Origin of the sequence: Microbacterium sp. ZW T2_14 (genome assembly GCF_044987405.1) — a bacterium.
Classification (GTDB): domain Bacteria; phylum Actinomycetota; class Actinomycetes; order Actinomycetales; family Microbacteriaceae; genus Microbacterium.
This window is the reverse complement of the sequence record NZ_JBJDRK010000047.1, coordinates 15,274-37,765: the sequence shown is the minus strand read 5'-3', so window position 1 is coordinate 37,765 and position 22,492 is coordinate 15,274. Positions and strand designations below refer to the sequence as shown.

Annotated in this window: 19 protein-coding genes; 10 read left to right on the top strand and 9 right to left on the bottom strand. The window is 71.9% G+C overall.

The window, feature by feature from the left end; genetic code table 11:
- The coding region (locus tag ACI3KY_RS15380) for an FtsK/SpoIIIE domain-containing protein (RefSeq protein WP_404931025.1) at positions 1 to 2,447 on the top strand (2,447 nt) is incomplete at its 5' end.
- Positions 2,448 to 2,456: 9 nt separating this feature from the next.
- Complete coding sequence (locus tag ACI3KY_RS15375; RefSeq protein WP_404931024.1) at positions 2,457 to 4,022, top strand: APC family permease; 1,566 nt, start codon at positions 2,457 to 2,459, stop codon at positions 4,020 to 4,022.
- Positions 4,023 to 4,128: 106 nt separating this feature from the next.
- Here ACI3KY_RS15375 and ACI3KY_RS15370 read toward each other — a convergent pair whose 3' ends face one another.
- The 3 genes from ACI3KY_RS15370 to ACI3KY_RS15360 form a co-directional block, all read right to left on the bottom strand.
- Positions 4,129 to 4,509, bottom strand: a complete 381-nt coding sequence (locus ACI3KY_RS15370; protein WP_404931023.1) for a DUF5655 domain-containing protein — start codon at positions 4,507 to 4,509, stop codon at positions 4,129 to 4,131.
- A 91-nt stretch (positions 4,510 to 4,600) separates the two neighbouring features.
- Entirely contained in the window at positions 4,601 to 5,716 is a 1,116-nt protein-coding gene (gene ald, locus ACI3KY_RS15365; RefSeq protein WP_404931022.1) for an alanine dehydrogenase, read from the bottom strand.
- A gap of 56 nt (positions 5,717 to 5,772) precedes the next feature.
- On the bottom strand, positions 5,773 to 6,762 hold the full coding sequence (locus ACI3KY_RS15360; protein WP_404931021.1) for an asparaginase: 990 nt from the start codon (positions 6,760 to 6,762) through the stop codon (positions 5,773 to 5,775).
- 52 nt (positions 6,763 to 6,814) lie between these two features.
- On the opposite strand from ACI3KY_RS15360, the gene ACI3KY_RS15355 reads away from it, so the two are divergent.
- Positions 6,815 to 7,288, top strand: a complete 474-nt coding sequence (locus ACI3KY_RS15355; RefSeq protein ID WP_404931020.1) for an OsmC family protein — start codon at positions 6,815 to 6,817, stop codon at positions 7,286 to 7,288.
- 26 nt (positions 7,289 to 7,314) lie between these two features.
- Here the strand turns inward: ACI3KY_RS15355 and ACI3KY_RS15350 are convergent, their stop codons facing one another.
- Positions 7,315 to 8,103: a lysophospholipid acyltransferase family protein gene (locus ACI3KY_RS15350; protein ID WP_404931019.1), complete on the bottom strand. Its 789-nt coding sequence runs from the start codon at positions 8,101 to 8,103 to the stop codon at positions 7,315 to 7,317.
- Positions 8,104 to 8,237: 134 nt separating this feature from the next.
- Between ACI3KY_RS15350 and ACI3KY_RS15345 the strand changes: the two genes are divergently transcribed.
- Both ACI3KY_RS15345 and dxr read left to right on the top strand, forming a co-directional pair.
- Positions 8,238 to 9,203 (top strand): FKBP-type peptidyl-prolyl cis-trans isomerase, encoded by a 966-nt coding sequence (locus ACI3KY_RS15345; protein WP_404931018.1) that lies wholly within the window; start codon positions 8,238 to 8,240, stop codon positions 9,201 to 9,203.
- Positions 9,204 to 9,240: 37 nt separating this feature from the next.
- Positions 9,241 to 10,326: a 1-deoxy-D-xylulose-5-phosphate reductoisomerase gene (dxr, locus tag ACI3KY_RS15340; protein ID WP_404931017.1), complete on the top strand. Its 1,086-nt coding sequence runs from the start codon at positions 9,241 to 9,243 to the stop codon at positions 10,324 to 10,326.
- A gap of 28 nt (positions 10,327 to 10,354) precedes the next feature.
- On the opposite strand, the gene ACI3KY_RS15335 is transcribed toward dxr, so the two are convergent.
- The 3 genes from ACI3KY_RS15335 to ACI3KY_RS15325 all read right to left on the bottom strand — a co-directional run bounded on the left by ACI3KY_RS15335 (position 10,355) and on the right by ACI3KY_RS15325 (position 13,630).
- Positions 10,355 to 12,022 (bottom strand): Mur ligase family protein, encoded by a 1,668-nt coding sequence (locus tag ACI3KY_RS15335; protein ID WP_404931016.1) that lies wholly within the window; start codon positions 12,020 to 12,022, stop codon positions 10,355 to 10,357.
- Between the two features lie 185 nt (positions 12,023 to 12,207).
- Positions 12,208 to 12,930, bottom strand: coding sequence for a YcnI family protein (locus ACI3KY_RS15330; RefSeq protein WP_404931015.1), 723 nt, complete (start codon positions 12,928 to 12,930; stop codon positions 12,208 to 12,210).
- Positions 12,931 to 13,066: 136 nt separating this feature from the next.
- Positions 13,067 to 13,630 carry a hypothetical protein gene (locus ACI3KY_RS15325; protein WP_404931014.1) on the bottom strand — a complete coding sequence of 188 codons (564 nt, stop codon included), beginning with the start codon at positions 13,628 to 13,630 and terminating at the stop codon, positions 13,067 to 13,069.
- A 93-nt stretch (positions 13,631 to 13,723) separates the two neighbouring features.
- On the opposite strand from ACI3KY_RS15325, the gene ACI3KY_RS15320 reads away from it, so the two are divergent.
- The 3 genes from ACI3KY_RS15320 to ACI3KY_RS15310 all read left to right on the top strand — a co-directional run bounded on the left by ACI3KY_RS15320 (position 13,724) and on the right by ACI3KY_RS15310 (position 16,818).
- Positions 13,724 to 15,019 (top strand): M50 family metallopeptidase, encoded by a 1,296-nt coding sequence (locus ACI3KY_RS15320; RefSeq protein WP_404931013.1) that lies wholly within the window; start codon positions 13,724 to 13,726, stop codon positions 15,017 to 15,019.
- 114 nt (positions 15,020 to 15,133) lie between these two features.
- Entirely contained in the window at positions 15,134 to 15,499 is a 366-nt protein-coding gene (locus ACI3KY_RS15315) for a YciI family protein (protein WP_404931012.1), read from the top strand.
- Between the two features lie 65 nt (positions 15,500 to 15,564).
- Positions 15,565 to 16,818 (top strand): RNA polymerase sigma factor, encoded by a 1,254-nt coding sequence (locus ACI3KY_RS15310; protein ID WP_404931011.1) that lies wholly within the window; start codon positions 15,565 to 15,567, stop codon positions 16,816 to 16,818.
- A 142-nt stretch (positions 16,819 to 16,960) separates the two neighbouring features.
- Here the strand turns inward: ACI3KY_RS15310 and ACI3KY_RS15305 are convergent, their stop codons facing one another.
- Both ACI3KY_RS15305 and ACI3KY_RS15300 read right to left on the bottom strand, forming a co-directional pair.
- Positions 16,961 to 18,907 (bottom strand): anthranilate synthase family protein, encoded by a 1,947-nt coding sequence (locus ACI3KY_RS15305; protein WP_404931010.1) that lies wholly within the window; start codon positions 18,905 to 18,907, stop codon positions 16,961 to 16,963.
- Between the two features lie 175 nt (positions 18,908 to 19,082).
- On the bottom strand, positions 19,083 to 20,318 hold the full coding sequence (locus ACI3KY_RS15300; RefSeq protein WP_404931009.1) for a low temperature requirement protein A: 1,236 nt from the start codon (positions 20,316 to 20,318) through the stop codon (positions 19,083 to 19,085).
- 137 nt (positions 20,319 to 20,455) lie between these two features.
- Here ACI3KY_RS15300 and ispG point away from each other — a divergent pair, with 137 nt between their 5' ends.
- Entirely contained in the window at positions 20,456 to 21,607 is a 1,152-nt protein-coding gene (gene ispG, locus ACI3KY_RS15295) for a flavodoxin-dependent (E)-4-hydroxy-3-methylbut-2-enyl-diphosphate synthase (RefSeq protein ID WP_404931008.1), read from the top strand.
- Complete coding sequence (locus ACI3KY_RS15290; protein WP_404931007.1) at positions 21,607 to 22,488, top strand: phosphotransferase; 882 nt, start codon at positions 21,607 to 21,609, stop codon at positions 22,486 to 22,488. Before ispG ends, ACI3KY_RS15290 begins: the two co-directional genes overlap by 1 nt.
- The last annotated feature ends 4 nt before the right edge of the window (positions 22,489 to 22,492 follow it).

Genomic DNA, 22,492 nt, shown 5'->3' with positions numbered 1-22,492 from the left:
GCGTGCGCGTGACCGGCGGCGACGGGGATCCCGAGGCCATCGAGCTGCGCCGCCGGGCAGCCAGGGTCACCGGTGCCCCGGTCACGGTGCCGCTGACGGCGGGCATCGCGGTGGTCGGCCCCGACACGCTCGCCGCGGCCGTGCAGCGGGCGCTCGCGCTGCAGCTGTGCCTGGCACTGGCCCCCGGCGATCTGCGCATCGTCGGCCCGGTCGGCGCGGCGCTGGATTGGATCGAGGCACTGCCGCACCGCACGGTCCGGGGCGGCACGGGACTCGCCGTCATCGGTCCCGGCGAACTGGTGCCCGCCGAGGCGGACGTCGTGATCGCCCGATGCCACCCCGGCGAGCCGCTGCCGCCGCGCTGCGAGGCCGTTCTGACGGTCGAGGCGCCCGGCGTCGCGCGCATGGAGCACGCCGGCGACACGGTGCCCGTGCGGGTCGAGGCCGTCGGGCGGGCGCAGGCCGATGAGATCGCCCGTGAGCTGAGCGGCCGCGCCGAACGCAGCCTCGGCCTGCTGCGGGACGGCGGCGAGCCCCTGACGCTGGCACCGCTGCTCGCAGCCGTACCCCGGACAACGCCCGGAGTACCCGCGACGCGCGGACTGCCCGCGGCGATCGGGGTGACGGGCGGGGTGACGGCCATCGTCGACCTGGTCGCCGACGGCCCTCACGCCGTGGTGGCGGGCGTGACCGGCTCCGGCAAGAGCGAGCTGCTGATCACCTGGATCCTCGCGCTCTGCGCGACGCGCACCACCGACGAAGTGACGTTCCTGCTGGCGGACTTCAAGGGCGGCACGGCGTTCGACGGGCTGGCGGGCGTGCCGCACGTCACCGGCGTGATCACCGACCTGGACGGCTCGGGGGCGCGACGGGCGATGGAGAGCCTCCGTGCCGAACTGCGGGGCCGCGAGGCCACCATCGCGGCTGCCGGCGCCCGGGACATCCTCGATCCGCGTGTGCGTCTTCCCCGGCTGGTCGTGGTCGTCGACGAGTTCGCCGCACTGCTGGCCGACCATCCCGAGCTGCATGCGCTCTTCGCCGACATGGCGGCACGGGGCCGCGCCCTCGGGATCCACCTCATCCTCGGCACCCAGCGGTCGGCGGGCGTCATCCGGGACAACCTGCTGGCGAACTGTCCGCTGCGCGTCAGCCTCCGCGTCACGGACCCCGCCGACAGCCGTGCGCTCCTCGGCACGGACGACGCCGCGCGTCTGCCCGGCGGGGCAGCGGGGCAGGGGACCGCGTTCGTGCGCCGCGCGGGCGACGCCGCGCCGCAGCAGGTGCGGATCGCGCTCGCGACCGCCGAGGACGTCGCCGTGGCCGCCCTGCGCACGGGGCGCCGTCCTCCCTCGCGCCCGTGGCTGCCGGCCCTCCCCGCCCTGCTGACGGTCGGCGATCTCGCCGCTCACGCGGCGGGGACGCCGGACGCCCTCCCCGCGGAAGGCGTGCTCCTCGGCCTGGCGGACGAGCCGGAGCGTCAGCGCCAGCCGGTGGCATTCATCACTCCGGCCGATCGCGGACTGCTCGTGCTCGGCGGTCCGGGATCGGGTGTGTCCAACGCGCTCGAGGTCATCGCGACGCACGCGCGCGGGAGGGTCGTACGCGTCCCGGCGCACCCGGAACGACTGTGGGACGCCGTCTCGTCTCTGCACGACCGGCTGCCGCCGGCGGGCTCCGCCGTGCTGATCGACGACCTCGACGCGGTGTCCCTGCGCCTGCCATCGGAGTACGCGCATGTGGTGCTGGAGCGCGTCGAGGAGCTCCTGCGCCGGGCGGGCGCCGCCGGCGTGCTCGTCGTGGCCGGAAGCCACCGGCTCACCGGAGCGGTGTCGCGCGTCGCCGAGCTGTTCCCGCGGCGGCTGATCCTTCCCTACCCGTCGCGCGTCGACCACGCCGCAGCCGGCGGCGATCCGTCGGCCTTCGATCCTTCGGCCCCGCCCGGGCGGGGTCGCCTGGACGGCCGTGCGGTGCAGATCGCGGCCGCGCCGGCTGCGCTGCCCGAGGTCGCAGCCGTGGAAGAGGCCTGGATGCCGACGGCACGGCTCACCGGTGTGGTCGCCCGCCGGTCACCCTCGGTCCGCCGGGCACACGCGGTCTGGCGGGATCTCGGTGTGCGGGTGCTCGAGGTGGACGACTACGTGGCGGATCCCGCGCCCGCGGCCGCGGGCTCCGTGGTCGTCGTGGGGGAACCGGACGACTGGCAGCGTCACTGGCGTCTGCTGGCCGATGTGCGCGGCGACCACGATCTGGTCATCGACACGTCGTGCGCCGCGGAGCTCCGCGTCGTGGCGGGAATCCGCGGCGTGCCGCCGTACTGCGAGCCGGGAGCGGGGCGCGCCTGGCTCATCTCCTCAGGAGCGGACCCCGTTCGCATTGTCCTTCCCGTCGACGATGTCCGGCCGAACCGTCGGGGGCCCGTGTTGACCGGCTCTTCCCCCAGCGCTTAGCGTCACTCTGTGGCTACAACCCCGATCGATCTGCAACGTCCTGAGGGCAAGGGACTCGCCGCCGGCACGCTGGGCCTCTGGGGCTCCACCGTCATCGGCCTCGCCTCCACCGCCCCGGTCTACTCCCTCGTGGCGACCCTCGGGTTCGTCGTCCTCGCCGTCGGGGCTCAGGCGCCCATCGCGTTCGTCATCGCGTTCATCCCGATGCTCTTCATCGCGTTCGCCTACCGCGAGCTCAACAACGCCGTGCCGGACTGCGGCACCACCTTCACGTGGGGCACGAAGGCGTTCGGTCCATGGGTGGGCTGGATGGGCGGATGGGGCGTCGCCGTCGCCGGCATGGTCGTGCTCGCGAATCTCGCTCAGATCGCCGGCATCTACTTCTGGGCGCTCATCGACGGGTTCGTCGGGAACCCGGAGGACGCGCTGCTCTCCGACAACGTCCCCCTGGTCACCGCGACCGGCGTCGTGTTCATCGCAGCGATGACATGGGTCAGCTGGCGCGGGGTCGAGATCGGCGAGCGGATCCAGAACATCCTGCTCGGCATCCAGTACCTGGCCCTGGCGATCTTCGTGGTCGCCGCGCTGTGGCACTTCTTCGCCGGCACCGCCCCTGACCCGACTCCGTTCGACTGGTCGTGGTTCAACCCGTTCGCCTTCACGGAGTGGGGCGGATTCGTCGAGTCCATCCTGCTCGCGCTCTTCATCTACTGGGGCTGGGACACCTGCCTCGCCCTGAACGAGGAGACCAAGGACCCCAAGCGCATCCCCGGACGGGCGGCACTGCTGACCACCGTCATCCTGCTGGTCACCTACGTCGGAGTCACCGTCGCAGCGATGATGTACGCGGGGCTGGGCAGCGACGGCACGGGCCTGGGCAACGAGGCCAACGCCGACGACTTCTTCCTGGCGATCAAGGACGGGCTGCTCGGCCCGCTCGGCTGGGTGCTGGTCGTCGCCGTCATGATCTCGGCGATCTCGTCCACGCAGACCACGATCCTGCCCACGGCCCGGGGAACGCTCGCGATGGCGGCGTACAAGGCCCTCCCGCGGAAGTTCGCCTCGGTGCACCCGCGCTACAAGACGCCGTCCTTCTCCACCCTCGTCATGGGCATCGTCGCGTCGGTCTACTACATCGGCATGACCCTGATCAGCGACAACATCCTGCAGGACTCGATCCTCTCGCTCGGGCTCGCCATCGCCTTCTACTACGCCATCACCGGCTTCGCCTGCGTCTGGTACTTCCGCCACGACCTGTTCACCTCGGCGCGGAACTTCTTCTACCGGTTCCTGTTCCCCCTGCTCGGCGCGCTCATGCTCACGTACGCCTTCGTCCAGTCGGCGATCGACATGTACGACGTCGACTACGGCTACACGGTGCTCCTCGGCATCGGCGGCACCTTCGTCCTGGGCATCGGCTCCCTCGCATTCGGCGTGCTGCTGATGTTCCTCTGGTTCGCCTTCCCGCGAGCGAAGGCGTTCTTCCGCGGCGAGAGCCTCAACCGCGACACGGAGGTGCTCGTTCCGGAGGATCCGGCTGACTTCTCCCGGTCGATCGACGGCGGTCTCGCCTGAGTTTCGGCGCGGCGCCCCGGTGGGAGCGGTCGAGTGCGCCGCAGCTTCCGGTCGGTCTGGCCGGCCACGCCGTGCGGTCGGATGCCGATGACGGGTCCGGCAGCCGTCAAGGCCGGAGGTGCGCCCCGCAACCCACGTCGTAGGCCTCCCGCAGCCACGACGCGAACGTCTCATCGAGCTGGCCCTCGTCGGCGAGACGGAACTGATGCACGAACAGGCGCGGCTCGTAGGGTGCGACGCCGAGGATCCTGGGGTCGGGCGGCAGCTCGCGCATGAGGTCGAAGTAGCCGCGCACCCCCTGCCGCACCGGCCGGGCGCCCGCGAACCCCCGGCGCGGCCCGCGGAAGGTCACCGTCGTCTGGGACACCGCATGCGTCACCGCGCCGAACGAGCGGATGAGCTCGTCGATGCGGTGCCACAGCCGCACGGCCTCAGGCTCTGCACCGCGCAGGTGGTCGGCCACCGTCCATTCGCGCTGTTCGGTCATCGCCCCAGTGTCGCGCGCCGCACCGACATCCGCAGCGCAGACGCGTACATCGGACCCCGGGTGCGGGGCACCCGGGGTCCGGGCACGCGGCTCAGGCCAGCGCGGCGTCCAGTGGCGAGAGCTCGAGGTCGTGCGCCGTCGCGACACCGGCGTTCACGATGCGCCCGCCCACGGTGTTGAGGCCGGCTGCCAGCGCAGGGTCCGAACGCAGCGCCTCCCGCCACCCGCGCCGGACGATCTGGCGGATGTAGGGGAGCGTCGCGTTCGTCAGCGCCGAGGTCGACGTGTTGGGCACCGCGCCGGGCATGTTGGCGACGCAGTAGAAGATGCTGCCGTGCACCGGGAACGTCGGGTCGGCGTGGGTCGTGGGGTGCGTGTCTTCGAAGCAGCCGCCCTGATCGACGGCGATGTCGACGAGCACCGAGCCCGGGCGCATGCGCGCCACCATGTCGTTCGTGACGAGCTTCGGGGCTTTCGCACCGGGGATGAGCACGGATCCGATGACGAGGTCGGACGAGACGACCGCGCGGTCCAGGTCCAGCGGGTTCGAGGCAGCCGTCTTCACCCGGCCCTGGAAGTGGTCGTCGAGGTAGCGGAGCCGCTGCACGTTGGTGTCGAAGACGGTCACGTCGGCGCCCATGCCGACCGCGATCACTGCCGCGTTCGCGCCGGCGACGCCTCCGCCGATCACGGTCACCGTTGCCGGCCGCGTACCCGGGACGCCCGACATGAGAAGGCCGAGACCGCCTGCCGATCGCATCAGCGTCGCCGCGCCGACGGTCGGCGCCAGCCGGCCGGCGACCTCGCTCATGGGCGCGAGAAGCGGGAGGCCCCCGCCGGAGAGCTGGACGGTCTCATAGGCGATGGCCGTGACGCCGTCCGCCGCCAGCCGCTCCGTCAGCGGCCGGTCCGCGGCGAGGTGGAGGTAGGTGAACAGCACGAGGTCGTCGCGGAAATAGCCGTACTCGCTCGCGACCGGCTCCTTGACCTTCAGGAGCAGCTCCGCCCGTGCCCACACGTCGGCGGCGTCGTCCAGCAGCACCGCTCCGGCCGCCTCGTACTCCGCATCGGGCATCGAGGAGCCCTCGCCCGCGCCGCGCTGCACGAACACCTCGTGCCCCGACGCGACCAGGTCATGCACTCCTGCGGGAGTGAGGGCGACCCGGTACTCGTTGTTCTTCACCTCGGTGGGGACGCTGATCCGCATCGTGTGATCCTTTCCGCTCCGCCGTTGGAGCGCTCGGGCTCCTTGTGGGAGCGCCTCTAGAAGGCGGGGCGGATGGCCCCGACATCCTGCCCGCCGCCGGTGACGGCGAGGGGAAGTCGCGAGAGGGTGTCGGCGACGTCGGTCGACGCCAGCGCGCCGTGGCGCTCCAGCAGCCGCAGCGCGACCGCGGTCGCCGCGCGACCGCTGCCGTCCAGCATCTTGAGCGCCACCGTGGTCCCGTCGGGCGCCACCATGACCATGACGCCCTCGGCGCCGCCCTTGGCGAACACGCCGAGGCGCTCGATGGCGATCGTGTCGGCGCGGCCCGGGCCGTCGATGGTCCAGGGGTTCGCGCGCACGGCATCGACGAGCGCGCCGGCACTGCGGTGCAGCGCGAAGGGCGAGGTGGTCGAGGAGTTGCCGATGCGATGGATCGCGCGGGCGAGGCCGAACAGGGTCATGGCGTAGACGGGAGCGCCGCAGCCGTCGACGGCGGTCGCGGCGATCTTCTCGCCGATGAGGCGCTCGATCGTCTCGCGGATCAGGATCTGCACGGGGTGCTCCGGGGCCAGGTAGCCCTCCGAGTCCCAGTCGTTGACGACGCTGGTGAGCAGCATCGTCGCGTGCTTGCCCGAGCAGTTCATGCGGATGCGCGCCGGTTGAGCGAGCTCGCGCACCATCTCATCCCGGGTGGCGGTGTCGCCGGGCCAGGCCGCCGGACAGCCGAGGTCTTCCTCGCTGAGCTGAGCGAGGGAGAGGATGTCGCGGACGACGGCGACGTGCCGGTCGGTGCCGGCGTGGCTCGCGGTCGAGAGCCCCAGCCGCTCGCCCTCCAACGGTGCACCCGCCGACAGGCACGCCAGCGCCTGGAGCGGCTTGAGGCTCGAACGGGGGAGGATCAGCGCCGAAGGATCCCCGAGCTTCTCGGCGATGGTGCCGTCGGCGGCGAGCACGAGGGCGATGCCCGCGTGTCGCGACTCGATGAATCCGCTGCGTTCGACAACGGCGAGTTCGACGGCGTCGGCTGCGGCGAAGGTCTGCGGCACCCCGCCAGCCTACCGCCGCGGTCGGGGTGCACCCGCATGACAGACTGTCCGCATGTGGGGAGAGCATCGATACGCCGTCCGGTCGACGTGGACCGGCGACCGCGGCACCGGCACCTCCGGCTACCGCGACTACGACCGGGCCGTGACGATCGAGATCGATGGCAAGCCCGATCTGGCGGCCTCCGCCGACAAGCCGTTCCGCGGCGACCCGTCCCGCTGGAACCCCGAGGACATGCTCCTCGCAGCCCTCAGCGAGTGCCATCTGCTGTCGTACCTGCACGCGTGCGTGCAGGCCGGCGTGGTGGTCGTGGGCTATGAAGACGAGGCATCCGGTCTCATGGTCGAAGACGGGCGCGGCGGCGGTGCGTTCCGCGAGGTCGTGCTCCGGCCGCGCGTGACCGTCGCGGATGCCTCGATGACGGATGCCGCAACCGCCGCGCACGCTCAGGCGAACGAGTGGTGCTTCATCGCGAACTCGGTCAACTTCCCGGTGCGGCACGAGCCCACGATCGTCGTCGCGTCCTGACAGCGCCCCGCACGCGCTGGCCGTCGTCAGCGGCGCTCGTGGGGGAGGACCTGCTTGATGCGGTCGATCGGGTTCTGCGCGGGAACCTCGTTGTAGGCGTTCGCGAGCTCCTGCCCGGACAGGGCGTGGATCGCGGCCATGATCTCATCGGTCGCGAGCCGGCGGGCCTTGCCCGATGACGCGGGCCCGTGGTGCGCGAGATCGAGGGGTTCGCCGAACCGGACGGTGATGCGATGCGTGAGCGAGGGCATCTTCGCGCCGACGGGCATGACGTCGTCGGTGCCGATGAGCCCGACCGGGACGACGGGCGCGCCGGTCTGCAGTGCGAGGAAGGCGACCCCCGTCCGCCCCTTGTAGAGACGGCCGTCGAGCGAGCGGGTGCCCTCGGGGTACAGCGCGACGGCGCTTCCCTCTTCGAGCAGCGTGCGCTGCTGGTCGAGTGCGTCGAGCGCCGCCTGTCCTGCGCCGCGCTGCACGGGGATGGCGCCGATGGCGGTGAAGAACCAGCGGGATGCCCCGCCCTCGAAGTAGCTCGCCTTCGCGAGGAAGTGCACCGGCCGGGGCGCTGCCACCGGGATCGCGATCGAGTCGATGAACGACAGATGGTTGCTCGCGAAGATGACCGGGCCGGACTTCGGGACGTTGGCCTTGCCCTCGACGCGTGGGCGGTAGAGGAAGCGCGCGAGAGGCCGGATGATCTGGCGGCCCAGGGCGTAGGTGAGGCCCATCCGCCGCGCCGGGGCGGCACCGGATCCGGGAGCTTCCGCCGTGTCACCGGCGGTGTCGTCGGCGCCGGGTACGAGGTCGGAAGTCATCCGTAGAGGGTACCTCCGATCGCATTCCGGTACCGGCATGGGGGTTTCTTCGCCCGACATAGGGAACATTCAGCGCGAACGGAGCAAAGATGCGAAAAGATGGAGGCTTCCCTTCCATGTCTCGAGGTTGTTCCGTGCGCATTCGCCCGCTCGCCGCCCTGTCCGTCGCCGCGATGTCGGCCCTTCTCCTCGCCGGCTGCGCCGGCTCGGGCGAGCCGGACGCCACTCCCAGCCCGTCGTCGTCGGCCGCCTCGGAGTGCGGGCTCGACCCGCAGCCCGGCGCGGACTCCGACGCCATCACCGTGACCGGCAGCGCCCCCGCGCTCGCCGCGCAGGTGCCCGCCGATCTCGAATTCGCGGAGCTGCAGCGCACGATCTCGGAGGAGGCCGACGGCGAGGACCTCGCCATCGGCCAGCTCGTGTCCGGCCAGTACCTCGTCGTCGACCCGACCACGGGCGAGGTCCTGCTCGATTCGGCGACCACCGCGCCGGACGAGTCCGGCCTGGTGCCGATCGTCGTCGACGGCAGCAGCATCTTCGGCAGCAGCGTCCTGTGCACGCCGCTCGGTTCGGCCACCGCGTTCACCATCCCCGGCTCGATGCTGGGCGAGGGCGCGTCCAACGCCGTCGTCGTGGCCCAGTCGGTCGACCAGCTCTCCCTGGTCGCCACCGGTGAGGACCAGGACCCGGTGGCGGGCATGCCGGAGGTCGAGCTCGACAGCGACGGCAAGCCGTCCGTCACGATCGCCGATGACTTCACCGCCCCCGACACGACGCAGCTCGCCGTCCTCAAGAAGGGCGACGGCCCGACGGTGAACCCGGGTGACACCGTCTTCGTCCAGTACCTGGGCGTGCTGCCCGACGGCACCGAATTCGACTCGAGCTGGAGCCGCGGTCAGCCGACGTCGTTCCAGACCACCGGTGTCGTCCAGGGCTTCCAGAAGGCGCTCGAGGGTCAGACGGTCGGATCCCAGATGCTCGCCGTCATCCCGGCGGCAGAAGGCTATGGCGACCAGGAGCAGGGCTCGATCCCGGCGAACTCGCCCCTGATCTTCGTCGTGGACATCCTCGGCGTGCAGCGCGCCGCCGCCGCCGAGTAGCACGCGATCGCATCCGGCCCGCCGCTAGGCTGGCCGGATGCGGCGCGTCCTGATCCTCGGCTCGACCGGCTCCATCGGCACGCAGGCGCTCGACGTCGTGCGGGCCCATCCGCGGCGTTTCGAGGTGGTGGGACTCGCCGCGGGCTCGGATCGCGCCGGGCTCGAGGCGCAGGCCGCCGAGTTCGGTGTCGAGAGCACCGCGCTCGGCGCCGTCGAGGCCGAGCAGCTCGTCCGCGATGTCGAGGCGGACGTCGTGCTGAACGGCATCACCGGCTCGGTCGGCCTCGGGCCGACGCTCGCGGCCCTCGAGACCGGTCGCACGCTGGCGCTCGCGAACAAGGAGTCGCTGATCGTCGGCGGCGATCTGGTCACGGCGCGGGCCCGTCCCGGGCAGATCGTGCCGGTGGATTCGGAGCACTCGGCCATCGCGCAGGCGCTGCGATCGGGCGAGCGCGACGAGGTGCGCCGCCTCGTGCTGACGGCATCCGGCGGTCCGTTCCGCGGGCGCAGCCGCGCGTCGCTCGAGTCGGTCACACCGGCAGAGGCGCTCGCCCATCCCACCTGGGACATGGGACGGGTGGTCACGACGAACTCGGCGACCCTCGTCAACAAGGGCCTCGAGGTGATCGAGGCGCACCTGCTCTTCGGTGTGCCGTACGCCGAGATCGACGTCGTGGTGCACCCGCAGTCGATCGTGCACTCGATGGTCGAGTTCGTCGACGGGTCGACCATCGCTCAGGCCTCCCCGCCCGACATGCGCCTGCCGATCTCGCTCGGGCTCGACTGGCCGAGCCGCGTCGCCGGTGTGGGCAGGCCGCTCGACTGGACGACGGCGACATCCTGGACCTTCGAACCGCTCGACGACGCCGCGTTCCCGGCGGTGCGCCTCGCCAAGCAGGTCGGCCGCGCGGGCGGCACCTATCCCGCGGTGTTCAACGCCGCCAACGAGGAGGCCGTGGACGCCTTCCACGAGGGACGGCTGAGCTTCCTCGGGATCGTCGACACGATCGCTCGGGTGGTCGACGCGCACGAGGCGCCCGACCGGCTCACCCGCGAGGCGCTCGCCGACGCCGAGGAGTGGGCGCGCCGCACCGCCGCGAAGGCGATCGCCGCGGCATCCTGATCCCGCCTCAGGAAGGACCGGGGGTGCCTCAGGCCTCGGGATACACCGGCCGCAGGGGATCGGATGCCGGGGTCTCCTGCTCCGGATACGGCACCGGCCAGTGCGGCTCGGGGACCGGCCAGCCCGCCTCGCGCAGCGCCCGACGGGCGAGCTCGCGTGCAGAGTAGGGCGTGCGGACGCCGCGGATGTCGCGGTAGTCCTGGTGCCCGGGACCCGCCCACAGGATCGCGTCGCCGTCGCCGACCAGAGCGACGGCCTCGATGATCGCGCGCTCGGGCGGGGAGAACTCGTGGATCTCGGCATCCGGACGCGCCCGGCGTGCGCCCTCGACGAGGGTCGCCCGGATCGAGTCGGGGTCCTCGTGACGGGGGTGGTGGTCGGTGATGACGAGGATGTCGCTGCCCTCGACGCCGGTGCGCCCCATGTCGTGCCGCTTCGTGGCGTCGCGGTCGCCGTCGGCGCCGAAGAGCATGACGACCTTTCCCGGTGTCACCCGGCGCACTGCCGCGAGCGTCTTCTCGAACGCATCGGGGGAGTGGCCGAAGTCCACGTAGACGGCCGGTCCCGTCTCGCCGGAGACGAGCTCGGTGCGCCCGGGCAGATAGGCGTCGATCCGGTCGCCGTCGAGTGCCGCGACGAGACGCTCCCAGGCGTAGCCGCCCTCGAGGATCATGACGATCGCCAGGCCGGCGTTCGCGGCCATGTGGCGTCCGATCACGGGGACGAGGGTCGTCAGCGTGCGCCCGTCGCGGGCGGTGAGGCGGAACTCGGTGCCGACCTGGCGTTCATCGAGGATCTCGACGACCCAGTCGGCGGCGGCCGCGGCATCCGGGTCCGAGGCGAGGGCTGGGGTGCCCACCGTGACGGTCGGCACCTCGCTGCGCGCGACGACCTCGACGCCGGGCTCGGAGTCGACGCAGACCACGGCGCGACGCGCGCGGTCGGGGCGGAACAGCGGCAGCTTCGCCTCGAAGTACTCGCGCATATCGGCGTAGTCGTCGAGGTGGTCGTGCGTGAGGTTCGTGAACCCCGCGACGTCGAACACGATGCCGTCCACGCGACGGCGGCTCAGCGCCTGCGCGCTCACCTCGACGGCGACGGCCTCGACGCCGCGCTCGCGCATCAGGGCGAGGAGCGCGTGCATCTCGTACGCCTCGGGCGTCGTCAGCCGCGACACGACGACCTGGCCGGCGATGTGGCGCTCGGCGGTCGATGACAGGCCGGTCACGGCCCCGAGCTGGCCGAGGATCCCCTCGAGGAGGTGCGAGACGCTCGTCTTGCCATTGGTCCCGGTCGTGCCGAAGAGGATCGGCAGCTGGTCGTCGCGGCCGGTGCTGTAGACCCAGGCCGACAGCTCGCCCAGGAGCGCACGCGGGTCGTCGACCAGCACCACGGGGAGCCCGCTCGCTGCCGCGACGTCGGCTCCGGCGGCATCCGTCACCACGGCCACCGCACCCTTCTCAGCGGCCGTCGCGGCGAACTCGGCGCCGTGGCGGTTGACGCCCTGCACGGCCACGAACACGTCGCCCGGGCGCAGGTCGGCGGTCGCGAGGGTGATGCCCGTGAGCGTTGGTGCGGCGGCGACGTCACCGCGTACGTCGACGGCGAAGCGCGCCGCGAGGTCCGCGAGGGAGTGGGTCGGCGGCGCGTCGGGGCGGAGTACCGGGGGCAGGTTCGAAGGCGCGTCGGTCGGCATGGCGCATCCATCTTCGCACGGCGCCCGGGCCGCGGTCGGCGCCGGATCGAGGCGCTGAGGGGGGCGGCGGGACGAAACGTCGCCGGGACGTTCGGCGACGTCTCGTCCCACTTGTTGCTCGCCCGCTCAGCGGCCCGGGGAAACTCCCGCGGGCGGAGGTGTGGCGCCGCCCGGGCGCGGTCCGGTCAGGCCTTCCGACGACCGCGCACGAGCACGATCACCAGCGCTGCGAGTCCCGCCACGAGTCCACCGGCGGCGAGCCAGCGCGCGAGCGGATCGGTGGAGGTGACGGATGCCGCATCCGCCGCCTCGGAGGAGGCATCGGCGTCGTGGTCCGCGCCCGCGGCGTCGCCGCCCTCGTGACCCGCGGCAGCGTCGTGGCCGGCGTCGTCCGCGACCGCGCCCACCTCGACGAGTGGCGCCGGCGCGTCCAGGTCGTGCGCGTCTTCGCCGTCCTCGGCGACCTGCGTCCACGCCGTCTCGCCCGCGGCGCACGTCTGGGTGACGGGGAAGGCGAGCGTCGTGCCGGCGGTCGCCTCGGTGAACAGCACGTCCATCGAGACTGTCGCCTTGAGCCCGTCCTCGACGGGTGCGTCCGGTGTGTAGACGACGCGCGTCGGCACGCCGTCGGCGCCGAGCTCGCGCGTGATGGTCCAGCCGCCCTGCACGACCGGGGTCGCGTTGCCGACACCGTCGGGGATGTCGACGGCGAGGGCGGTCGTGGGGGACCCGTCGCAGCCGTGCGAGAACGAGAACGTGAGCGTCTCGGTGCCGCCGGCGGACGCGCTCTCGGGATCCACGTGGACGTGGGCCGACGCGGCGAGCGGCGCAGCGAGGGCGAGGGCGAGCCCGGCAGTGGCGCCGATCACGAGGCGGCTGAGGGAGTTCTTGCGGGTGTGCGTGTTCATGGGTGTGCTTTCGTCTGTCGTCGGGAGTGGTCGGCGCGGACGGCCGATCGGCGGTACGCCGCAGGTGCGGGTCCGCGAGAGGATCCGGCGCGCGCAGGGGCGCGGCCGGCGACGGGCGCGGCGCCGGTGGCGCCGCTCAGACGAAGGCGGGCGGTCCTCGCCGGGAGGCGTCCGAGAGGACGATGCGCAATGCGCCCAGCGACGGGCGCGACGGCGGCACGACGAGACGCGGCCGGGGCGCACGCGGCGAGATGCCGTGGCTGCGTGCGAAGACGGAACGGATGCCGCGGCCCAGGGCGCGCAGCATCCGCTCTCCGCTGTGCAGCCCGGCGACCGTGGCGATCGCGGCGAGTGCGTGGGCGGCGAGCATGGGTGCATCGGGGAGCACGACGGCGCTGAACTGGCCGCCCAGGTGCGTCACGTGGTGCCCGTGGAGAGCGGCGGGATCGGCGTCGGCGGTGACGGCGAACGCCACATGGAAGAGCGCCTGGCTCGCGAGCACGGTGACGGCCATCCGCCAGGCGGCCACACGGCGCCCGACGAGGAACACCGCGAACGGCGACGCGAGGATGCCGACGGCGGCGACGAGGGCGGGAGACGGCGCTCCGCCGCCCGCGAGGGTGTGTGCCGTGGCCGCGACGATTGTCGCGATCCATGCTGCGGCGGTGCCGCGCAGCGCGCGCACGTGGCGTGGGGTCACGGCTCCTCCTCGCATCGAGCCTAGGGGAGGAGCGCAGCCTCCCTCGTCCGCCGTCACACCCAACTCAAAGCATCGCGCGGGTACCGTGGGCGTGTGGAGATCCTCGCGTTCGTCATCGGTGTCGCGCTCATGGTCGTGGGCCTCGCCGTGTCGATCGCGCTGCACGAGCTCGGGCACCTCTGGCCCGCGAAGAAGTTCGGCGTCCGCGTCGGCCAGTACATGATCGGCTTCGGCCCCACGCTGTGGTCCCGCCGCATCCGCGGCACGGAGTACGGGTTCAAGGCGTTCCCCGTCGGGGGCTACATCTCGATGGCCGGCATGTATCCGCCCTCGCCCCAGGCTGCGCGCCGGGACGGCCGCGCCGGGGGCGGGTTCTTCGCCACGATGGTGCAGGACGCCCGCGAGGCCAACGACGAGACGCTGCACGGCGACGACGATGCCCACGTCTTCTACCGCCTGCCGGTCTGGAAGCGCATCGTGGTGATGCTCGGCGGACCGGTGATGAACCTTCTGTTCGCGATGGTGCTGTTCGCGATCCTCCTCACCGGGATCGGCGTGCAGACCGCGACGACGACCGTCGCCCGCCTGTCGGAGTGCGTCCCGACGACGACGTCGACGGAGTGCGCCGAGTCGGCTCCCGCCGCCCCCGCCCAGGCGGCGGGGATCGAGGCCGGCGACACGATCGTCTCGATCGACGGGCAGCCGGTCGCCGACTTCGACGAGGCCACCGCCATCATCCGGTCCTCGCCCGGCGAGCAGCTGACGTTCGTCGTCGAGCGCGACGGCGCGGAGCAGAGCATCCAGGTGACGCCCGCGACGATCGAGACCGAGGTGACCGCGGCCGACGGCACGACCACGACCGAGGAGGTCGGCTTCGTCGGGATCGGCCCCGCGGTCGACTACGTCCGTCAGCCGATCTGGGCGGGGCCCGAGATGGCCGTCCAGAACGTCGGCGCGGTCGCCGGGATCATCTGGCAGCTGCCGGCCAAGGTCTGGCAGACCGGGGTCGATCTGGTCACGGGCGCCGAGCGCGACCCGAACGGCCCGCTCAGCATCGTGGGGGCCGGACGGCTCTCGGGCGAGGTCGCCGCCGCCGATTCGCCCATCCTGAACCGGGTCGCCGGGTTCCTCTCACTGCTGGCGTCGCTCAACATCGCCCTCTTCGTCTTCAACCTCATCCCGCTGCTGCCACTGGACGGCGGTCATGTCGCCGTCGCGCTGTGGGACGGTCTCAAACGGTCCTGGGCGAAGCTGTTCAACCGGCCCCCGCCGAAGCCGGTGGATGCGACCCGGCTCGTGCCGATCACGTTCGCCGTGTTCATCGCGCTGCTGGTGATGGGTGGCGTGCTCATCCTCGCCGACATCTTCAACCCCGTCTCGCTGATCTGACCCGCGGGCGGCGGTCGCCGCACTCCGCCAGGATTCTTCGTCGGTCGTGTCGAAAACGGCCTTGTCCGTTCGCTGTAGGGATGCAACGGTTCCACTGACGAAAGGACGACGACCGTGAAGTACGTGATCATGTTCACCTCGACACCCGAGCTCGACGACGCGGTGCCGGAGGAGCGCCGCCAGGAGGTCTACGGCCGGATCTACGAGTGGTTCGGCACGAACGCCGACAAGATCGACGACTCGGGGGCGGAGCTTCACCCGGTCAGCACCGCGACGACGGTACGTGCCGGCGACGACGGGACTGTCGTCGCCGACGGCCCCTTCTCGGAGGCGAAAGAGGTCGTCGGAGGATTCAGCGTCATTGACGTCGCCGACCTCGACGCGGCGATCGAGCTCGTGAAGACCTGGCCTTCGCTCGAATTCCCCGGAGTCGCCGTCGAGATCCGGCCGATGGTGGTCGACTACAGCCAGTTCGAGTGATGCCCGAGCCGGTCGCCACGCCTCCCTCGGGGGACGCCGGAGCGTCGCCCGGACACTCTGGGCACGTGGACGCGGACGCGGCCGGGTCGGATGCGGGAGCCCCGCGCCCGCCGGAGACGTGGCCCGCGGCATCCGACCGGCTTCTCGCCGCCGTGGTGCGCGAGGAGTCCGCGCGCATCACGGCGGCGCTCACCGTGTCGTTCGGCAGCTTCGACGTCGCCGAAGAGGCCGTCGCGGAGGCGGTCGAGGAGGCGCTGCGGGAGTGGCGTGCGCGCGGGATCCCGCCGAAGCCCGGCGCGTGGCTGATGCAGGCGGCGCGGCACAACGCACTCGACCGCGTGCGCCGGGAGCGCGTGCTGCGAGACAAGGTCGCGCTGCTCGCGCCCGCCGCGAGCGTCGGAGGGGCACCCGCGGACGAGCGCCTGCCCCTGCTGTTCGGCTGCTGCCACCCGGCGCTCCCGCCCGACGCGCAGCTCGCGCTCACGCTCCGCGCCGTGTGCGGACTCACGACGGCGCAGATCGCCCGCGCCACGTTCTCGACAGAGCCGACCACCGGTCAGCGCATCTCGCGCGCCAAGCGCAAGATCGCTGAGAGCGGCATCCCACTGCGGGTTCCCGAAGGAGCGGATGCCGCGGCCCGCCTGGACCTCGTGCTGACCGTCGTCTCGGTGATGTACAGCGAGGCCCACTTCGTGGCGGGAGCGGATGCCGCGGCCGACCGGGACCTCGCCGACGACGCACTGTGGCTCGCCCGGGTGGTCGCCGAGGCGCTGCCGCACGCTGCGGAGGCGCAGGGACTCCTCGCCCTCCTGGAGTTCCACCGCGCACGCGAGTCGGCGCGCTCCGTGGAGGGCGAGCTCGTGCTGCTCGCCGACCAGGACAGGTCTCGCTGGGACGCCGAGCTTCTCGGCGCGGCCCGGGGCTCCCTGGAGCGCGCTGCGCGACTGCACCGTCCCGGACGCTGGCAGCTGCACGCGGCCATCGCTGCGTGCCATGCGGATGCCGCCGATGCGCGGTCGACCGACTGGCTGCAGGTGCTGACCCTCTACGACATGCTGCTCGCGTACGACAGGTCGCCGGTGGTGCGACTCAACCGCGCCGTCGCGCTGGCACGTGTGGAGGGGGCCGCGGTCGCGCTCGCCGAGGTCGACGGGCTCGCGGATCCGCTGGCCCGTTCGCACCTGTGGCACGCCGTCAGGGCGTCGCTGCTGCGGGATCTCGGTCGCGACGACGAGGCGATCGCCGCGGACCTCCGCGCGCTCGAGCTCACGGCGAACGAGGCCGAGCGACGCCTTCTCGCGGCCCGCGCGGACCGCTGAGCCGCAGCATCCCTCCGCGCACTCGGCTTCGGGGCGCACGGCGCGCAGATGGGGCGCGCGCGGTGCGCCCCGAATGTTCGCGACGCGCCCCGAACCCCGCACACAGGACCACGGATGCCGCGGGGCGGCGGATGCCTCGGGCTCAGACGGTGACCGGCGCGAGGGCCTGCTCGACCAGGCGCTGCAGCGTCGTCATGCCGTCGCGCGACAGGATCGACTCCAGGTGCCCTTGCACCGACGCGAAACCCGGCCCGCGCAGTGCGTAGACATCGCCCGACGCGTCGGCCGCGATCTCGGCCTCGCCGGCGCGGGTGGTGCCGGCCGGGACGCGGGCCGTGAAGGTGTTGTAGAAGCCGATGGACGCCGGCGTCCCGAACACGTCGACGGACTTCTGCAGTCCCTGGTGCGGGGCGTCGAGCGGCGCGAGGTCGATCCCGAAGGTGTCGGCGAGGATCTGGTGGCTCAGGCACACGGCGAGGATCGGCCGGCCGCTCTCGCGGCGTCGCGCGACCACGTCGCGCATGCGGCGGATGCGGGAGTTCGACTCATCGCGCGGGTCACCCGGCCCGGGTCCGGACACCAGCAGTTCGGCGTCATCGATCTGCGCGTCGGTCACCTCGTCCCACGGCGCGATCCGCACGTCGAGCCCGAGATGGCGCAGCTGATGGGCGAGCATCGTGGTGAAGCGATCCTCGGCGTCGACGACGAGCGCCGACCGGCCGGCGAACGGCGCGGGACCGTCCGAGCCCTGCGGGTTGAGCCAGAACTCGGCGAGGCGCCCGTTGCGCGATGCCAGCAGCTCGGCGATCGCCGGATCGTCCGCGAGTCGGCGCGGCGCGGGGGCGGGGGCATCCTCGTCGATGACGTCCGCATCGGGCACGGCGACCACGGCGGCGGCCTCAGCCACGGCGTCACGGGGCACTGCGCCGATGGCGCCGAGCACGCCCGCGGCCTTTCCGTGCGTCTCGCCGACCTCGCCGTAGGGGTCCGAGTGGCGCACGAGCGTGGCCCCGACGGGAACTCGCAGGCGGCCGTCCTGCAGATACGCGGTGCGGATCAGGATCGGCGCGTCCAAGTCGTGGGTCGCCTCGCCGGCCGCGAGCGTCAGGCGCGGGGTGAACAGCGCCGCCACCCCGGAGTAGTAGCCGCGGGGCGTCGTCTCGTGCCGGGTGATGACGGTGCAGGCGTTCTGCATCGGCGAGCCGGTGACGGTCGGCGCGAACATCGTCTCGCGGAGGATGTCGCGGGGATCCAGCCGGCTGCGCCCGCGCAGGACGTATTCGGTGTGGGTGAGCCGGGACATCTCCTTGAGGTGCGGGCCCGTGATGCGGCCGCCGTCGGAGCAGACGGCGCTCATCATCTTGAGCTCCTCGTCGACGACCATGAACAGCTCCTCGGTCTCCTTCGTCGAGCGGAGGAACTCGGTGAGCGTCTCGGCGGTCGCGCCCCCGGCGGGGTGGCGGAACGTGCCCGAGATCGGGTTCATGGTGACGACGCCGTCGCGGGCGCTGACGTGTGCTTCGGGGCTCGCGCCGACGGCGACGTGGCCCGGTGTGACGATCGCGAAGGTCCAGTAGGCGCCGCGCTCGTGCTCGAGCAGAGCCCGGAACCAGGTGAGGGCGGCGGTGGCGGCATCCGTGGACACACCCGCGGTGAAGTCGCGGCGGATGACGAAGTTGGCGCCTTCGCCGCGCCCGATCTCGTCGGCGATCACCCGTCGCACGATGCCGGCGTACTCCTCGTCGGCGATGTCGAAGCCGGCGTCCTGCAGGGCGACCGGGTCGGTCGGCAGTTGTGCCAGGGCTTCGTCGCGCGGGAGCGCCGTCCGCTCGTCGACGATGAGGCAGCGCAGCGGTGCGCCGTCGTCGTGGCACTCGAAGCCGCGCTCGCGCACCTGCCGGAACGGCACCAGCGCGAGCACCTCGCGCGGTGTCCCCGAGGCGTCGGTCAGCGGGATGTCCGCCAGCAGTTCGACATCGACCACGTCGCCGGTCAGCAGTTCGACCGTCGTGTCGTCGCGGGCGATGAGGGCGAAGGGGATGCCGCGGTCGGCGATCTCGCGGAGCGAGGGGTGGGCGGGCCCGGTCATGGCTGTGGTTCTTTCGTCGTGGGGGGAGGCATCCCTTACGAAAAAGAAGACCGCCCCGAGGGCGGTCTGGGTCGCGCGAAACCCACCGCCTATGCGGTGAGCCACCAGGTGAGGTGTGCGGACATGCGCCGAACCTACCACACCGCTCGTGGCCGCCGTCGGCCGCGGAGCGACGTCACGTCTGTCGCGCGCGCTCCAGCATCTCGGCGCCGTGACGCCAGCCGACGGTCTCGTATCCGACGACCACGACCGCCGGTGCACACGCGATGAAGAGCAGCGCCACCCCGAGCGAGGCCCCGAGCGTGACCGCGATGACGCCCGCGGCGAGCGCGGCGACCGACCCCAGGTAGAGCCAGATGTGGAACGGGTCGAACTGCATCACGGTGAGCGCGTAGATGCCGAACAGGAAGGTCTCGTAGACGAGCACCGGGATCGCGATGCTGAGCACCGCGAAGGTCTCGTCGACGTGCGCCTGGTGCGAGATGACGTTGGCGGCGACATGGAGCCCTGCCCCCACGGCGATCAGGGAGCCGAAGACGACGAGGTGCAGGTATCCCCACGGGAAGCCGCGCCAGCGATGGCGTTCCAGCACCTGGCCGAAGGGGATGGCGAAGTAGTTCCACCACATGCCGAACGCCAGGGCCGTGCCACCGAACGCGATCAGGGCCGCCTCCAGCGACCACACGTCGCCCTGCACGACCGCGGAGATCGCCAGGATCGTGCCGAGGATGACCTCGCCCAGCGTGATGATGACGAGGAGTCCATAGCGCTCGGCGATGTGGTGCGGGTGCCACGGCGTGGGCCCGAAGCGCTTCTCGGCGAACAGCGGGCCGGCCATTTCGAACAGCATGAGCAGTGTCGTGAACACCAGCGTCACGCCGACGGGCAGGTGGATGAAGATGAGCGCGATCCACCCGAGCTGCGCGATCGAGACGTTGACGATGTACGCGACGCACGTCTTGCGGCGCGCCTCGTCCTGGACGGCGGCGCGGATCCACAGGGCGATGGTCGCGACGCGCATGACGACGTAGCCGACGACCATGACGGTGATGTTCAGATGGTCGCCGTCGTCGATGGAGTGGAACACGTCCGGCACGCCGAGCGCGACGATGAGCACGCCCACCATCACGATCAGTGTCGAGACGCGGAAGTAGATGTCGTCCGTGTCGTACGCCGACGCCAGCCAGCTGTAGTTGATCCACGCCCAGGTCACCGCGAACGTCGTGAACGCGAATCCGGTGAGCGCCGATGCGATGTCGCCGAGCTCGAGGTAGTGCGCCATCTGCGACGAGATCTGGCTGAAGGCGACGACGAAGGTCAGGTCGAACAGCAGTTCCAGCGGGGTCGCTGTCCGGTGGGCCTCGTTCGGGTCCCGGCCGGTCATGCGTCCGAGGTGGTGGCTCAGGCTCATGCCGGGAAGATACACCGTGCGCGGGACGCACTCGTACGCGAGCGGATGCCGTGGGTCGCGGCATCCGCTCAGCACTTCGGCAGGCAGCTCCCGGCGACACCGGGCCCGGCGTGCGCGTCGCCGCGTAGGCTGGGGGCGTGCCAGCCGTCAATCTCGGGATGCCCAAGGTCCCCGAAACGCTCGCCCCCCGTCGCAAGACCCGCCAGATCAAGGTGGGCAAGGTGCTGGTCGGAGGCGACGCCCCGGTCAGCGTCCAGTCGATGACGACCACGCCGACGACCAACATCAACGCGACGCTGCAGCAGATCGCCGAGCTCACCGCGTCGGGCTGCGAGATCGTGCGTGTGGCCGTGCCGTCGCAGGACGACGCCGACGTGCTGCACATCATCGCGGCGAAGAGCCAGATCCCGGTGATCGCCGACATCCATTTCCAGCCCAAGTACGTGTTCCAGGCGATCGACGCCGGCTGCGGCGCGGTGCGCGTGAACCCGGGCAACATCCGCAAGTTCGACGACCAGGTCGGCGCGATCGCCGCCGCCGCCAAGGCGGCGGGGGTGTCGCTCCGCATCGGCGTCAACGCCGGCTCCCTCGACCGGCGCCTGCTCGAGAAGTACGGCAAGGCGACGCCCGAGGCCCTCGTCGAGAGTGCCGTGTGGGAGGCGTCCCTGTTCGAGGAGCACGACTTCCACGACTTCAAGATCTCGGTCAAGCACAACGACCCGATCGTCATGGTGAAGGCCTACCGACTGCTCAGCGAGCGGGGCGACTGGCCCCTGCATCTCGGGGTCACCGAGGCGGGCCCGGCGTTCCAGGGCACGATCAAGTCGGCGACCGCCTTCGGCATCCTCCTCTCGGAGGGCATCGGCGACACCATCCGCGTGTCGCTGTCGGCGCCGCCCGCCGAAGAGGTCAAGGTCGGCCACCAGATCCTGCAGTCGCTGAACCTGCGCGAGCGCAAGCTCGAGATCGTGTCGTGCCCGTCCTGCGGCCGTGCCCAGGTCGACGTCTACACGCTCGCCGACAACGTCACCGAGGGTCTGAAGGACATGACGGTGCCCTTGCGTGTCGCGGTCATGGGCTGCGTCGTCAACGGCCCGGGTGAGGCCCGTGAGGCCGACCTCGGCGTCGCCTCGGGCAACGGCAAGGGGCAGATCTTCGTGAAGGGACAGGTCATCAAGACCGTCCCGGAAGCGGACATCGTCGCGACCCTCATCGAGGAGGCGAACCGCCTCGCCGCCGAGATGGGGCCGGATGCCGCGATCGGCACCGCGCAGGTCGTCACGTCCTGATGGGTCCGGGCCGCCTCTCGGCCCTGCAGCGCGCACGCCTCGACGCGTGGCTGCCGGGGGCCGAGGTCGTCGCCGACCTCAGCTGGAACCTGGTGGAGACGGTCGTGCTGCGGGTGCGGCACGCCGGTCGCGAGCTGATCGTCAAGGCGGCCGGCGACGGCGACCACCATCTCGGTCGCGAGCTCGAGGCGCACGAGGGCGGCTTCGTCTCCGTGTGGCAGGAGAGCGGCTCTGCGGCGCATCTGCTCCACGCCGACCGGGCGGCGCGCGTCCTGGTGCTCGAGTGGCTGCCGGGCGAGCTCGCCTACCGGACGCCGGCGGGTGTGGATCCGGAGGTGCACCGCCGCGCGGGGCAGCTGCTGGGGGTCTTCCACGCGCAGGCGGCCCGGCCGTCGGAAGGCACGGATGCCGCGGCCACGGCCCGCGCGCTGCGCTGGCTGGACTCGCCGCACGCCATCGGCCCTGCGGTGGAGGCTCGGCTGCGTCTCGCGCTCGACGCGCTGCCGCCGGTGGAGGTCGATCTGGTTCCGACACACGGCGACTGGCAGCCGCGCAATTGGCTCGTGGACGGCGGTACGGTGCGGGTGATCGACTTCGGCCGGTTCGCGTTCCGCCCGGCCGCGACCGACTTCGTGCGGCTGGCGGCGCAGGAGTGGCGTGAGCATCCCGACTGCGAGACGGCGTTCTTCGACGGCTACGGCGGCGATCCGCGGCTCGGCTCCGATGGGTCTGAGCGAGGATCGGGCCGGTCGCACTGGCTGCTCCTGCGGTTGCGCGAAGCGATCGGCACCGCCTGCTGGGCTCACCAGGTGGGCGACGCCGAGTTCGAAGCGCAGGGGCACCGCATGATCGCTGAGGCGTTGGCCGAGTACGAGGCCTGACGCA

What these genes read in the sequence shown, in the direction of transcription:
- ACI3KY_RS15370 (WP_404931023.1), bottom strand. Translation starts at nt 4,509, where the DNA reads ATGACCGAACAGCGCGAATGGACGGTGGCCGACCACCTGCGCGGTGCA.
- ald (WP_404931022.1), bottom strand. Translation starts at nt 5,716, where the DNA reads ATGCGGATCAGCGTCCCCACCGAGGTGAAGAACAACGAGTACCGGGTC.
- ACI3KY_RS15355 (WP_404931020.1), top strand. Translation starts at nt 6,815, where the DNA reads ATGTGGGGAGAGCATCGATACGCCGTCCGGTCGACGTGGACCGGCGAC.
- ACI3KY_RS15350 (WP_404931019.1), bottom strand. Translation starts at nt 8,103, where the DNA reads ATGACTTCCGACCTCGTACCCGGCGCCGACGACACCGCCGGTGACACG.
- dxr (WP_404931017.1), top strand. Translation starts at nt 9,241, where the DNA reads ATGCGGCGCGTCCTGATCCTCGGCTCGACCGGCTCCATCGGCACGCAG.
- ACI3KY_RS15335 (WP_404931016.1), bottom strand. Translation starts at nt 12,022, where the DNA reads ATGCCGACCGACGCGCCTTCGAACCTGCCCCCGGTACTCCGCCCCGAC.
- ACI3KY_RS15330 (WP_404931015.1), bottom strand. Translation starts at nt 12,930, where the DNA reads ATGAACACGCACACCCGCAAGAACTCCCTCAGCCGCCTCGTGATCGGC.
- ACI3KY_RS15305 (WP_404931010.1), bottom strand. Translation starts at nt 18,907, where the DNA reads ATGACCGGGCCCGCCCACCCCTCGCTCCGCGAGATCGCCGACCGCGGC.
- ACI3KY_RS15300 (WP_404931009.1), bottom strand. Translation starts at nt 20,318, where the DNA reads ATGAGCCTGAGCCACCACCTCGGACGCATGACCGGCCGGGACCCGAAC.
- ACI3KY_RS15290 (WP_404931007.1), top strand. Translation starts at nt 21,607, where the DNA reads ATGGGTCCGGGCCGCCTCTCGGCCCTGCAGCGCGCACGCCTCGACGCG.